A 14,174-nucleotide genomic window follows, 5' to 3' on the forward strand; every position below is an offset into this window, starting at 1 on the left:
TCATTTTACGGCAATAAATGATGCGAAGTTGTAATGCTGAAACCAGCTATCGAATTGGTTGAAGCCTGCATTAGCAAAACGCTGATAGTGTTTTTCACGAGTATCGGGTAGCAACACATTTTCAAGCGCTGCGCGCTTCTGCGCAATTTCCATATCACTATAACCATTCTGCTTTTTGAAGTCGTGATGCAGATCGATAATATGTTCGTCGAGATCTTTATGTTGCAGGGTTATTTTTTCTGATAAAACCAGACAGCCGCCAGGTAGCAACGCATCGTAAATTCGATTAACCAGTTGCTGTCGGTGGCCTCTAGGTAAAAACTGTAGTGTAAAGTTCAGAATAACCATGCTGGCTGATGACATTTCAAGCTCATTGATATCAGCTTCCATCACTTCTATGGGCATGGCAAAGTTATAACTGGATTGAATCATCTGGCAACGCTCAATCATGGCCGGTGAATTATCTACAGCGATAATTCTGCAATCTGAACGATCAACCGTTTGGCGAATGGCTAAGGACGCTGCACCCAGCGAGCAGCCCAAATCGTAAATAGTGCTATTCGGCTGGACAAAACGCTGCGCAATTTCAGCAATGCCCTGAATGATGGTTGTGTAGCCGGGTACTGAGCGCTTTATCATATCAGGAAAGACTTCGACCACTTTTTGGTCAAACTCGAACTTCTTGATATCCTGAGGCTCCGCGAAAATGGTGTCTTTACGCTCTGTCATAATGGTTCAAACAAGCCGAAAAGGCTTTTAACAACTTTGGCCGCAATTCTACTATAATAGGCGCCACTTACCCATACTTAAGCCATGGTTTTTAATGAATAGGGTGCATACACGGTGAATTCAGAGATAATACAGAACTTACGCTCAGACATTGATGAGCTGGATAAGCAATTAATGGCACTGGTAGAAAAGCGAGCACAGCTCGTTCTCAGGCTCAGCGACGAAAAAAAACAGCTGGGTATGACTGAGTATGACCCTACAAGAGAGCAGGCCATCATTGAGCGTTTATATCAGGAATTTAAACCGACATTCAGTCAGTCCGAGATCGAGGCTATATTTAAACCAATCTTTAAGGCCAGCTTGAGAATACAGCAGGCATAAAAAAACCCGCCTAAAATAGGCGGGCAAAAGTTGCGTCTCAAAATGAGAAGGAGGTATTTTGAGATGCGGGATTTAGCACTAAGGGGTAGTTAATACTAATTCCACAGCCTCCACTTTAACAAAGCCGCCAGTTCTGGCAATTTTCTAAATGTAACAAAGCATTTCTGCATTAAATATCTTTACAAAGCTCATAAATATCTAGGCTGGCACTGGGGTTAGATTTTTTATATGCTGTCCGCTTTGTTATTTTTGAACACTGTATTTTTTGGGTTAATTGATACGTTCGTAAGGGGACCAATGAAAAAGTTATTGATTTCTTTGAGCTTGCTGCTGGCCTCATCTGGCTTGATGGCAAAGAATGATGGCATGACTTTGGAAGATATTTCAAAGTTACAGTCTGTTACTTCTTTAGATGTTTCACCAAACGGTGAGTACATCGCATTTACACAGTCCAAACCACGCACGCCATATGTTGACGAAGATGGCACAGCCTGGAACCAATTGTTTGTTATGAAAAAGGGTGGCGAAGCCCGCCCATTCATCACTGGCGAAGTCAGCATCGGTGGTGTCCAGTGGGCACATGATAGCTCGGCTATTTATTACACTTCTAAGCGTGGTGAAGATAAGCATAACTCGCTGTACAAAATCCCAGTTGATGGTGGTGAGTCACAGCAGGTTTTAAGTTTTGAAACCGATATTGGTGGTTACACTATTAGTCATGATGGTTCTAAGCTTGTATTTCTTGCCAAAGAGGAAGACCCAAAGCATTTAGAGAAGCTTGATAAAAAAGGTTTCAAAGCCAAGGTTTATGAAGAAGATATTAAAATGACTCATGCCTGGTTATATGAGTTAGCTTCAGAAGAAGATTCTCAAAAACCAGCAAAACTGGACATTAAAGACCACGTGTTATCAGTGGCTTTTTCGCCTGTGAATGATGAGTTAATGGTTCAAACTTCTCCAACATCCTTGATTGATGACATCTACATGAAGAAGTCGCTGAAGGTTGTTGATTTGGATGGCGATATCGTGGCCAGCTTCAAGACTGAAGGCAAGCAGGGTAAAGCAGTTTGGTCAACTGATGGCAAACAGATTGCTTTCCTGGGTGCGAATGACTACAACGATCCCACAGATGGTGCTTTATATATCGCTAACGTAGTGGATGAAACTATCTATAAGCGCGTTGCCAATTTGACTAGCCACGTTATGGATATCGCCTGGCAAGGTGATGATGTGATTTATATTGAGCACCAGGGCGTTGAAAGCCGAATTGTTAGAGCTGCTATCAAGCGTAAGATTGCTGATCGTCCAGTGGTTGATTATGGTAATGGTATTCACAGTCGTTTGAGCGTATCTAACACAGGTGATATTTATGCCATGACTGATACCGCTTCTCATCCTCGTGAAGTTTATGCTTTTAATGCAGACGGTTTCGAGCGTCTAACAAACAGCAACCCTTGGTTAGCTGATAAAGCGCTTGGCAAGCAGGTGGCTTATGAGTATGAAGCGCGTGATGGCCTGAAAATCCAAGGTGTTCTGGTATATCCATTGAACTACAAGAAAGGCAAGCGCTACCCAATGATTGCCTTCATTCATGGTGGTCCAGAAGCGCATGAATCCAATGGCTGGAAAACTAACTATGGTGATCCTGCACAATATGCGTCAGCTCAAGGCTACTTCTCTTTCTTCCCAAATTATCGAGGCAGTACGGGCCGCGGTGACGAGTTTGCACGCCTTGATCAACATGGCTATGCCGATCCTGAGTTCACTGACATTCTTGACGGTAAACTGGCGCTAGTAAAAGACGGCATGGTTGATACCGATAAAGTGGGTATTACCGGTGGTTCTTATGGTGGTTATGCGACTGCATGGTCATCTACTGCATTGTCTGAGCACTATGCAGCTGGCGTGATGTTCGTTGGTATTTCAAATCAGCTTTCTAAATTCGGTACTACAGATATTCCTAATGAAATGCAGGCCGTTCATGCTCGTGCATGGCCTTGGGATGATTATCAGTGGATGCTGGAAACCAGTCCGATTTATCATGCACCCAAAGGTAAAACGCCTTTGTTGATTATGCATGGTGAGGCTGATACTCGTGTTCATCCATCGCAGTCAATGGAAATGTATCGTTACCTCAAGACGCTTGGTAATGCGCCTGTACGTTTGGTTCTTTATCCTGGCGAAGGTCATGGTAATCGTAAAGCTGCAGCGCAACTTGATTACTCCATGCGCCTCATGCGCTGGATGGATCATTACCTGAAAGGTAAGGGTGGTAATCCTCCTCCTTATGATCTTAAGCATGAAGAGAAGCTGGAAAACGGTTCAGATAGCTCTGATAGTTAATATCGGAATTTGATAAATAAAAAGCCCGCTATTTGCGGGCTTTTTTGTGGAGCTCAGTCTTGTCATTCCCGCGAAGGCGGGAATCCATATTCTTTTCTGTCATTCCTATATTTTTTCTTTCGCTACTAAGCGAGTTACTTTTCTTGCGTGGTCAAGAAAAGTAACCAAAAGAAGACCACCCGATATTGAGGCCACGCTTCGCGTGACTTCCTGCGTCACTTCCAAAATACTTAACGCACCAGAATTTACATCACATCCCTGTGCTGAAAATTCTTATCAAAATCATCCACGATTTTGATTGCTATATTTTGTACGTGTCTTAGCTCAATATAAGGGGATTATTGGTGCTACTCATCTAACTTAGTTATTCATCAAAAAAGCCATGCTTTAGAAAGTGTTCTATCTGCTGCTGTACTTTTCGATTGTTCATGATGAAGGTGTGGCCGTGGTCGACGGTGATGAAGTCTTTCATCTCAGGCAGGCGGGCGCTTTCGACGGAGACTTTGCCGTCATGAGGGCCGGCAAAAGCATGATTAAACCATGGGTCGGAGGATTTGGTGCCTATCATGATTCCGACATCTGCTGAAATTGGCTTTAGCTGCTCAAGTAGTGGATTGTTGTTGATATACAGTTGTTGCCCGGGTTTCCCAGTCGCTAACTTGTACCACAGCTTGTCTTTATAGAGCTCTGCTACTTCGCTGCCCTGATTGGGGGGAGCGATCATGACGATGCGGCCAAGTTTGTTTATTGAGTGGTGGCTCAGGTAGTAGCGGAGCATGATTCCACCCAGTGAGTGAGTGACAAAGTGAATAGCTTCGTATTCATTGCTATAAATAGAGCGAAGTAACTGACCGATATGTTCAACAGCAATGGTTTCTATTGGCTTGCTTCGTGAGTCGTAGGACTCATTGATGACTTGGTAACCCTCATCTTTAAAGTACTTTTCCAGCGAACGCATTGAGAATCGGGTGCGGCCCATGCCGTGAATAAGGATAACTAACTGCTTCATTATTATCGGTTTTATGAATTTATGTGTGACAGTGTAGCGGGTTTCTTGTCTGACCAGAAGTTTTGAACCGAAGATTCTTCATATTCCATTGAGTTACACGAAACCGATATTAATAAAATATCGGTTTGCGGTTCTATAAATTATTAAAATTCGTTATTTGTGCTAGTATGCTGAATATCATTCAGAATGAGGTCCTTATGATGGTAGCATATTCACCAGAAATTGAACTGGACTCTGTGGATCAGAAGATCTTGCAGATTCTACAAAACGATGGTCGTTTGACCAATGCCGAGCTTGCCAAGCAGGTTCATCTTTCTCCTCCAGCGGTCCATGCGCGTGTGAAGCGATTGGAACAGAAGGGTGTTATTGCTCGTTACGTTGCTTTGGTTGATAGGCAGAAAGTGGGTTACGACAACTTATGTTTTGTAGAGTTTAGCCTGCAGCTTCATCGCTATGAGCAGATCCAGAATATTTTAGATAAGGTGACGTCCTGGCCAGAGGTCTTAGAGTGCCATAACGTGACCGGAGAATATGATTATGTGCTTAAAGTTGCGGTAAAAAATACCCAGTCACTTGAGCACTTTATTTCCAAGAAAATGATTCCACTGGAAGGAGTCGCCAAAGTTCATACCACTCTGGTATTGAAGGAGGTGAAAGCCACGACGGCTATCAATATTCTTGACGATTAATGATTGATTAAGTTAAGAGCGAGAGTCGTATGAGTTCAGGTAAGTTTTCCAATATTGAAACTAAAGCAATCCATTCTGGCCGTATTGGTGATCCCAGCTTTGGGTCTTTAGCCACGCCAATTCACCAAACCTCTACCTTTGTTTTTGATAATGTAGAGCAGGGCGCAAATCGCTTTGCTGGTGAGGAACAGGGGTATATTTACAGTCGTTTAGGCAACCCAACAGTGCGCGAACTTGAACAGAAAATGGCGGCTTTGGAAAACACAGAAGATGCAGCGGCTTTTGGTTCTGGCATGGGTGCTGTTTCTGCAACGTTACTGGCCAACCTTAAAGCCGGTGATCATCTGGTAGCTTCTGCAGCTTTATATGGCTGTACCTTTGCATTAATCAATCACAAACTGAAAGATTTAGGTATCGAAGCAACCTTTGTTGATATCACCAAGCCGATCGAAGTTGAAGCAGCTATAAAAGAAAACACCAAGCTGATTTATTTTGAAACGCCTATCAACCCGAACCTGGTGTGTGCTGATATGCAAGCGATTTCTGATATCGCAAAAAGACATGACCTGCTGACGATTCTGGATAACACCTTTATGTCACCAGTGTTACAGCAACCCAGCGATTACGGTATGGATTTGATCATTCATAGTGCTACCAAATATTTGAATGGCCATGGTGATGTTGTAGCCGGCATCACCTGCGGCAGTGCTGAGCAGATTGAAAACATTAAAATGACCACCCTTAAAGACATGGGTGCGGTCATGAGTCCTAACGACGCCTGGTTAATTCTACGAGGCTTAAAAACCCTTTCTGTTCGAGTTGAACGTCATTGCGACAACGCGGAGAGGGTTGCGGAGTTTTTAGAGGCCAATGATCAGATCGAACAGGTTTATTACCCAGGTCTTAAAAGCCATCCAGCTCACCACCTGATTGGTAAACAAATGAAACGTGCCGGTGGCGTGATTGCATTTGAAGTGAAAGGTGGATTTGATGACGCCGTACGCTTTATGAACAGCTTAAAGATGTGTCGTATTGCTGTTAGCTTGGGTGATGCAGAAACCTTGATTCAACACCCAGCATCAATGACCCATTCGCCTTACACACCAGAAGAGCGTGCCGCTGCTGGTATCAGCGAAACGTTAATTCGTATTTCTGTTGGGCTGGAGCACGTGGATGACATCATTGGTGATCTTGAGCAGGCTTTAAAAGCCAAACAGATTAAAGCAGCATAATTTGCAATGATTGATATAAGAAAGGGCGACTAAACAGTCGCCCTTTTGTTATTTCTTTTTCAGTTTCTTCACACCTATCATATCCATAACCATCTTTTCCCAGAATGGTTCGGAAGTTCCACGGCGAACTTTGTGCAAGAAGTATTTCTCAAACAAAACCTTGGCGTAATGAACCCATTTGCCGCTACCAGACCAGTTCAAGTTGCGTGGTGGTATTTGCGGTTTGGCAATGAAGGCCACGCCGCCATCACCAAAGTCTGCAAGGCATAATGCGTTTAAACTTGGCTTTGTGTCGGGCTCTTTACCATTTATCAATGCCTTAATATTGTGTACTGCTGCCGTAACCATGGATTCGATCATGTAACCAGTTTTGGGGACGCCAACGGGAACTGGAGTTTTGCCAATTGGTGGTATTGCTACGCATACACCCACGGCAAATATGTTTTTGAAAGTTGGGTTCCTTTGGAATTCATCGGTCAAAATAAATCCTTTGGGATTGGTTAGTCCTTCAATGCCAAATACAGCATCAATGCCACGGAATGAAGGAAGCAGCATTGAGTGTTTAAACTTTAGTGGATCATGCTTGATAGTCTGTCCGTCACGGAAGTGTTCGGTCACATGAATTTCATCGGCTGTGATTTCATCAACTGTGGCATTAGTTATCCAGTTGATATTGGCATCTCGTAGCTTGGACTCTAAAAGACTCTTTGTATCTCCCACACCGTCCAAACCTAAGTGGCCAATATAGGGTTCTGAAGTCACAAAGGTGATTGGTACCTGGTCGCGGATTTTTCGTTTACGTAGGTCAGTGTCTAGAATTAGCGCATACTCATAAGCAGGACCAAAGCATGATGCTCCCTGAACGGCTCCAACAACGATTGGGCCTGGACTCTCGACAAACTTTTCCCAATGTTCGCGTGTGCTGTCTGCGTGGTCTGTTTTACAGATTGAGTGTGTAAAGTGCTCCGGACCTAAACCTTTAATATCATCGAAAGCAAGTGCGGGGCCTGTGGCAATGACCAGGAAGTCATATTCTAGTGTATCGCCATTGTCCAGTTCCACCTGGTTACTTTCTGGTTTCACTTTTTTTGCTGCACTATGAATAAAGTTAATTTTCCGCTTCGCAAATATTTCAGCAAGTTCGACGCGGATTTGTTCTTTTTTTCGCCAATTAACGGCTACCCATGGGTTGGATGGAGTGAATTCAAAATAGGGGAGGTCGCTAACCACGGTAATCTCAGCTTGTTCTTTGAGCTCGTCCCTCAGCTCATAAGCCATTGGAATACCGCCAATTCCTGCGCCAAGTACTATAATTTTTTTCACACGCTACTCCTTTTGGGCACTTCATTATTTGTAGTGCTTAGATTTTATTTATATTAGAGTAGTCTTAATTACTAGGCATGCTCATGACATAGATCAATTATTGTACAGTTAACATATTGTGACTGTACCTAACAAGCACAAAAAAGCCCGGTTGAACCGGGCTTGATTGAATCTAAAAGCCTTAGATTATTTAGCTTTGAAGCTGGTCTCTGAAACGACACCTTCGTCAGTAATATCAAGTGTTCCTTTGATAGTACCGTCTACTTCTTTAAGCTTTTCAAACATAGCTTTCTGGTCTTGAGCCATTTCTGAGTTGGCATCCATATCGTTCATCACAGAAGTGATAAGCTCCATGTATTTGCCAAAGTTCATGCTCATGCTGAACAGGCCATTGCTTGTGATGTCTTTGTTCGACTTGATGCTTGGTAATTGAGATAGAGCATCGGTACCAACCAACATTACTAAGTCATGACCACGTAGAGCAATGCTTGCTGGCATGCCCATTTGGTCTTGCAATGATACAGCGTCACCGCCGTCTTTAATGTCCATTTGTGCAAACTGAGGAGCAAATGAACTCAAAGTCATTAACAAGTCCTTAGGTTTCTGTGCACTAACAGTAACAATCATTTGCATGCTGTCTGCTACGGCCATTGGGTTAGATGAAGCTTGCTCAAGGCCAGCCATATCCATCTCAACAACACCGAAGCCAATACCTTTAATGCCTGCAACCATACCAGTCATCATGCCAAGCATCATTGGGTTTTGTTGCTTAAGGCCAGCTTGCATTTCAGCCAAAGGAGGGCACTCATAAGGAGTTTCCGTCAAACGCTGCCATACATCAGTAATTACTGGAACCATCTGATCCATGTCGAAACCTAGACCAAAGCTCATTACATAGTCATCATTGTTCAAGTTTTCTGACAAGTGACCACGTAGACCTTGCAGGCTCTTCAATAAGTCAGCGTTAGCGCCTTCAAGCATAAACTTGAAGTTAGCTTCGTTAGCACTGAACTCAGTGTAACCGCCAGACATGGTAGGCCAGTTAGCTGTCAATGCTGTGAACTCTGAAGCACATGCAGGAGTTTGCATATCAGCCAAAGCACCTTGTGCACCATTAGCAACTAGCAATTCATCTAACATTACACCAAAGCTATTAGCTTGTGGGTTTGTTACACCCTTCATGATGGCTAGGTTATCAATGAAGAACAAAGAATGTCCCATGTAACCATGCTCAGACATCATGGTAGTCAAACGACCAGAATCAGCGATGCTATTGGCTGGCTTGTTTAATGCAACTTTAATGTCTTTATCGTCAGTTAGAGGAGTGTTTACAGTAACAACAGCTTGGTTGTCATGAGAACTGATTACTAAAGAATATGGAACAGATTTGTCACTTGAGAATGAGTACTCACGGAACTCAACGCCATCCATATTTTTAACGTCAGCAGTAACGTTTTGCTCAGTTTCGATTTGCTCGATAAGCTTAGCAAAAGTATCTGTGCCATCTAACTCTAAACGCATTACAGGTAAAGCGCCAACCATGTAGAATGCTGCATTTGGAGTTTCTGTAATACCAAGAGTTTTAACGGTAGTCTTGTCAGCAAAAGACTGCATGTATTTTGCATAAAGACCAAGTCCGATGCGTGCTGCATCAGGAGAATCTGGACCTAGTTCGAAAGCGTCATCTTGCATATCAATGAAAGTTGACGGATCAAGACCAAGCTTGTGGCTCATGGCCATAGCTTCTTCGAAGCTGATAGGTGTAACACTACCTGTGAACAAAACGGTGTCGGCTGGAACATAGGCAAGAACAGAATTATCCTTGGCCGCTACAGTAGCGCTGCCCCCTTTGTAAAAGTAGATTCCCGCTGCAACTGCAAGTGCAATTACGATAACAATTAATAATTTTTTCATGTGTATCCTTCTCTTTGTTGTAGTACCGTGGCAGATTATAAGGGATGCAACTATCAAGACCAACGGATTTTGTGTATCTTTGACTTACAATCAGTAAAAGAATGTTTCAAAAGGAGCGATTATGCCTGATTCCACCCAAAACCAGAGCGATATTCTCATATTGGCCGAAAAGCTCATTCAGGCTCTGGACACCGATAGTCAATTGTCTGATAAAGAAGAGGCTGCGCTGACCCGATTAGAGTTTGTGATTGAATCCAAGCTATTTCTGCAAGATAGCCGTGAATCTCCAGATGAGTTTCTACTCGAACGCTTCCAGGACCGCTTGGTCGAGTTTGAACAGGAACATCCTTCTTTGGCCGGTTTAGTGCGCCGCATTTCGAACAGTTTAAGCAATATGGGCGTATAAGCCTTTTAATGCTCTCTGATAAGGCTATGCCTTAGCCTTATCAGCCTTTCCGTATTTCCCTCTACGATTACTCTATAGTCCCTGACAGTTTTCAAATCGTTTCTATAAGCCCTTATTGCAATACTTTGTTACGCAATGTGCGGGTTCTAAACAAACAAAGACTAAACCTTTTGCCAGATAAGGCGCATCTTAAATGTGTAGTCAAAAATAATGGCTACTCATAAACGGAGGAAATTCTATGAACTATAAAATAAAAACGTTAGCCATTGCTGTTTTGATGGCAACAGGTGCGGGTGTAGCAAATGCAAATGGCCAGACATGTGATGTGGATATGGCTTATGATGTTAATTTAAACGGTAATGAAATTGTTTTTACCAAGAACAATCAAGAGTCCGTTGTTATTAAAGACAGTAATTCACTGTCTTTGGATGGCAAAGCTCAGAGCTTAACGGCTAAGCAGGTTCAGCTTTTGCATGAGTATGCACAGCAAGTTCGTGAACTATTGCCCGCGGCCAGTGAAATTGCGGAAGATGCTTCATTATTGGCGTTAGAGGCCGTTCGTGATGTAACAGGTGTTTTACTGGAACATAACCCAACTAAAGCCGAGGAAATTATTGCAAGAGTCGACACGATCGCCGCTGAATTGAAAACACACATCAGTGAATCACATTTACGTCCAGAAGCCATTGGCGATTATCTAGCCGGTGCCGAGTTCGAGAAAGAGTTTGAAGCGCTGATGGAAGAAAGTATTACCGAGTTTGTTCAGGTTAATATTCCAACCATGGTTGCGGCGGCTATGAGCGGCAACGAAGAAAAGGTTAAAGCCTTTGAAGAACGTATGGAGAAATTTGGTCAGGACATGGAGTCCAAGTATGAAGCCAAAGCTAAAATCATTGAACAAAAGGCTGATGCCTTGTGTGATTTGGTGAAACAAATTGAAGCCAAAGAGGATTCATTTGTTAAAGCCTTTGCTGATTATGAGAAGTACCAACTGATTCAGTAAAGCAATTATGGCTCTCCCCAGTCCCAGGTCGACAGCATGTGGCCTGGGACTTTTTTATGAACAACTTTTTACATTTTCTTATGGCCTTATAGTAGACACCGTATCAGGCCGCCTATAAGCTCTTATGACACAATAAATCCAATGGGGACTTTCATGAGTAGCAAAACTATTTTTAAAGTAGCGGCAGTAACTTTGCTGGTCAGCCAGCTTCTTGCCTGTGATGAACAAAAGGATGAGCAGCCTACGGAGCAGACTGCTCAGGTAAGTCAGGCAGAAAGCTCGTCCGTAGCAGATAATGCCTCAAATGCTCAACAAGAAGCGGTAACACAATTCACTAAGTACAACATCTACAATAAAGAAGACCAGGCAGGATCGCTGTCGGTTCAGCAGTCCGGCAATGTTTACAGCAGCGATATGGAGTTGGGCTGGAATAACCGTGTCGTTAAAATGCAAGAAGTCATCACAGTTGATGAACAGGGTTATATTACTAGTCAAACAGTTAAAGGGGTTTCTGCATTTGGCGCACCTATCGACGAGTCCTTTAATCAAAAAGGCAGCATCGCTCAATGGCAAAGTACCAATGAGCAGGGTGAGGAAAAAGTTGATGGTAAAAAGTTTTATGTGGCGATGGACGGAACAGGCGTTGCAAACAGTGCCTTACTAAAAGCGATCAGCAACTCAGAAACTGGAAAAGTAGACCTGTTGCCAAGTGGTCAGGCAGGCATGATTAAGCTTGATTCTGTAACGTTGGATAATGGCCAGGAAAAGAAAACGGTTCACTTGATCGGTATTACCGGCTTTGGATTCTCACCTAGCTTTGCCTGGTATGACGATGAGTATAATTTCTTTGCTACCGATGGCGGTGGCTGGTTCGGTGTCATCCCTGAGGGTTGGGGCCGCGAACATCTGGAGCAACTTCAGGAAATCCAGAAAAAAGCTGACAACCAATACCTGAAAGATTTAGCTGAAAAACTAATCCATACTTCCGAGAAGCCAATTCTTGTCACCAATGCTAATTATGTGGATGTTAATACCGGCAAGTTGATTGAGGGACAGTCGATACTGGTTATCGATGGTCGTATCTCGAAGATTGGTACAGACATTCCAGCTGGCGACTACACAAACGTTGACGCGAGCGGTAAGACATTAGTTCCTGGGCTATGGGATATGCATGGTCACTTAAGTAAAAGTGATGGTCTTTTGAATATGCCAGCAGGCGTGACCAATGTGCGCGACATGGGCAATACTCATGACAACATTGTTGATATTGAGCGCATGAGTGAGGCCAATGAAATTTTAGGCAGTGATGTTTACCGCTCAGGCTTTATGGACCGTGAAAGTCCTTATGCCATGAAGATGGGTAAGACTGTTGATTCATTGGAAAGCGCCAAAGCTGCTGTGGACTGGTATGCCGAAAATGGTTACCCACAAATTAAAACCTACAGCTCAATGGAGCCGGAATGGATTAAACCACTTGCTGAACATATACACAGCAAAGGCTTAAAACTCAGTGGTCATATTCCGGCCTTCATGACCGCCGAAGAAGCCATCAATGCTGGCTTTGATGAAATTCAGCACATCAACATGATTTTCCTGAACTTCCTCGGCAAAAATATTGATACGCGTCAGCGACTACGCTTTACCATTCCTGGTGAAAAAGCGCATGAGCTTGATTTGAACAGCAAAGAAGTGAACGACTTCATGGCGCTGCTTAAAGACAAGGGCACTGTAATCGATCCAACGGTATCAGTATTTAGAAGTTTGCTGTTGGGCGAGGCGGGTAAAGTTGACCCGGAAAATGCAGCGATTTACGAGCATCTTCCCGTTACCGTTGCCAGAGGGTTCAAAAAAGCCTGGATGGACATCAAGCCTGAAGAGCGTGATGCCTACAATAAGTCTGCTGACGCCATGGTCGCCATGGTCAAAAAGCTCCATGACTCAGGCGTAACCGTTGTTCCGGGTACCGATAGCATTGCTGGCTTTACACTGCACCGTGAATTGATTCTGTATTCGCAGGGTGGCATCTCCAATGCCGACGTTCTGAAGCTAGCAACTATTACTTCGGCCGAAGTAGTTGGTAATGAAGAAAATGTTGGTTCCATTGAAGAAGGTAAACAGGCAGATCTGGTCTTCATTGACGGTAATCCATTGGAAGATATGAATGATATTCGCAAGGTTGCCTTAGTTATCAAAGGTCAAAATCTTTATAAGCCTGATGAGATTTATGAGGAAATTGGTGTGAAACCATTCACCAAGTCAGTGGGCTTTGAGCTGTAGTTTAGAGGTACAAAAGTATAAGGTCGTCACTCCCGCGAAGGCGGGAGTCTATTTTTTTAAAGAACTTATATGGATTCCCGCACCCGAGGGCATTTCCTTCGGTCACCTTCGCGGGCGACCGCAGGAAGTGCCCGTGGTGAATGACAAGACTCTAAGTTAGGTAGCGTTCTGACATTTATACTTTCAATATGACTCTTTAATTATCAGGCTAGCACCAATAACCCCTTTTGATTGAGCTGAGTAGTAGCCAAGACATAGCAATTCAAAACAGGACGTTTTGAATAGTAAAATTCGGGCCACGGATGGAACGTATTTTACGGTGCGTTAAATGGCTTGGCGGAGACGAAGGGAGTTGAGCATAGCGAAACCTCAATCACGGGGTGTCCTTTCTTTTCGTCTCTTTTCTTTAGACAAGTAAAGAAAAGGGACTCGCCGAGGGGCGAAAAATGTTTTCCATAAAATAATACAAAGTCACTGGATACCGCGGTCTAGCCTCGGTATGACATTTAACACAAAAAAGCCCTCGTTTGAGGGCTTTTCTTTATCTTTCCAGATGTTCCAATTTATTCGGCTTGCCATCCCATTCTTCGGCATCCGGTAGCGGATCTTTCTTTTCGGTGATATTCGGCCATTCTTCGGAAAGCTCTGCATTTAATTCGATGAAGTGTTCCATGCCGGCTGGAATATCATCTTCTTCAAAAATGGCTTCGGCGGGGCACTCTGGCTCACACAATGCGCAATCAATACATTCGTCTGGATTAATAACCAGGAAGTTTGGCCCTTCATAGAAACAGTCTACCGGGCAGACTTCTACACAGTCAGTATATTTACATTGAATACAGTTATCGGTTACGACGAATGCCATTAA

At 43.5% G+C, this 14,174-nt stretch carries 12 protein-coding genes; 7 read left to right on the forward strand and 5 right to left on the reverse strand.

The features are described from left to right. On the reverse strand, positions 1 to 729 hold the full coding sequence (gene cmoA / locus B158_RS0107600; RefSeq protein ID WP_018624771.1) for a carboxy-S-adenosyl-L-methionine synthase CmoA: 729 nt from the start codon (positions 727 to 729) through the stop codon (positions 1 to 3). 114 nt (positions 730 to 843) lie between these two features. Between cmoA and B158_RS0107605 the strand changes: the two genes are divergently transcribed. Together B158_RS0107605 and B158_RS0107610 are read left to right on the forward strand one after the other, a co-directional pair. Further along, positions 844 to 1,110 carry a chorismate mutase gene (locus B158_RS0107605; protein ID WP_018624772.1) on the forward strand — a complete coding sequence of 89 codons (267 nt, stop codon included), beginning with the start codon at positions 844 to 846 and terminating at the stop codon, positions 1,108 to 1,110. Between the two features lie 297 nt (positions 1,111 to 1,407). After that, on the forward strand, positions 1,408 to 3,453 hold the full coding sequence (locus B158_RS0107610) for a S9 family peptidase (RefSeq protein ID WP_018624773.1): 2,046 nt from the start codon (positions 1,408 to 1,410) through the stop codon (positions 3,451 to 3,453). Between the two features lie 364 nt (positions 3,454 to 3,817). Here B158_RS0107610 and B158_RS0107615 read toward each other — a convergent pair whose 3' ends face one another. Next, positions 3,818 to 4,462, reverse strand: coding sequence for an esterase/lipase family protein (locus B158_RS0107615; RefSeq protein ID WP_018624774.1), 645 nt, complete (start codon positions 4,460 to 4,462; stop codon positions 3,818 to 3,820). Positions 4,463 to 4,659: 197 nt separating this feature from the next. Here B158_RS0107615 and B158_RS0107620 point away from each other — a divergent pair, with 197 nt between their 5' ends. Next, positions 4,660 to 5,151 carry an Lrp/AsnC family transcriptional regulator gene (locus B158_RS0107620; RefSeq protein ID WP_228127077.1) on the forward strand — a complete coding sequence of 164 codons (492 nt, stop codon included), beginning with the start codon at positions 4,660 to 4,662 and terminating at the stop codon, positions 5,149 to 5,151. 29 nt (positions 5,152 to 5,180) lie between these two features. Further along, entirely contained in the window at positions 5,181 to 6,383 is a 1,203-nt protein-coding gene (megL, locus tag B158_RS0107625; RefSeq protein ID WP_018624776.1) for a methionine gamma-lyase, read from the forward strand. 48 nt (positions 6,384 to 6,431) lie between these two features. Here megL and B158_RS0107630 read toward each other — a convergent pair whose 3' ends face one another. Then, positions 6,432 to 7,706: an NAD(P)/FAD-dependent oxidoreductase gene (locus B158_RS0107630; protein WP_018624777.1), complete on the reverse strand. Its 1,275-nt coding sequence runs from the start codon at positions 7,704 to 7,706 to the stop codon at positions 6,432 to 6,434. Positions 7,707 to 7,892: 186 nt separating this feature from the next. After that, positions 7,893 to 9,620, reverse strand: a complete 1,728-nt coding sequence (locus tag B158_RS0107635; protein ID WP_018624778.1) for a hypothetical protein — start codon at positions 9,618 to 9,620, stop codon at positions 7,893 to 7,895. Positions 9,621 to 9,741: 121 nt separating this feature from the next. On the opposite strand from B158_RS0107635, the gene B158_RS0107640 reads away from it, so the two are divergent. From B158_RS0107640 to B158_RS0107650, 3 genes are all read left to right on the forward strand, one after another. After that, positions 9,742 to 10,026 (forward strand): DUF4404 family protein, encoded by a 285-nt coding sequence (locus B158_RS0107640; protein ID WP_018624779.1) that lies wholly within the window; start codon positions 9,742 to 9,744, stop codon positions 10,024 to 10,026. 238 nt (positions 10,027 to 10,264) lie between these two features. Next, a complete protein-coding gene (locus B158_RS0107645) occupies positions 10,265 to 11,029 on the forward strand; it encodes a DUF2884 family protein (RefSeq protein ID WP_018624780.1) in 765 nt (254 codons plus the stop codon). A 153-nt stretch (positions 11,030 to 11,182) separates the two neighbouring features. Further along, positions 11,183 to 13,306, forward strand: coding sequence for an amidohydrolase family protein (locus B158_RS0107650; RefSeq protein WP_018624781.1), 2,124 nt, complete (start codon positions 11,183 to 11,185; stop codon positions 13,304 to 13,306). 541 nt (positions 13,307 to 13,847) lie between these two features. Here the strand turns inward: B158_RS0107650 and fdxA are convergent. Next, positions 13,848 to 14,171, reverse strand: a complete 324-nt coding sequence (gene fdxA / locus B158_RS0107655) for a ferredoxin FdxA (RefSeq protein ID WP_018624782.1) — start codon at positions 14,169 to 14,171, stop codon at positions 13,848 to 13,850. Between the last annotated feature and the right edge of the window lie 3 nt (positions 14,172 to 14,174).

Source organism: Kangiella aquimarina DSM 16071, from assembly GCF_000374105.1.
GTDB classification, from domain to species: domain Bacteria; phylum Pseudomonadota; class Gammaproteobacteria; order Enterobacterales; family Kangiellaceae; genus Kangiella; species Kangiella aquimarina.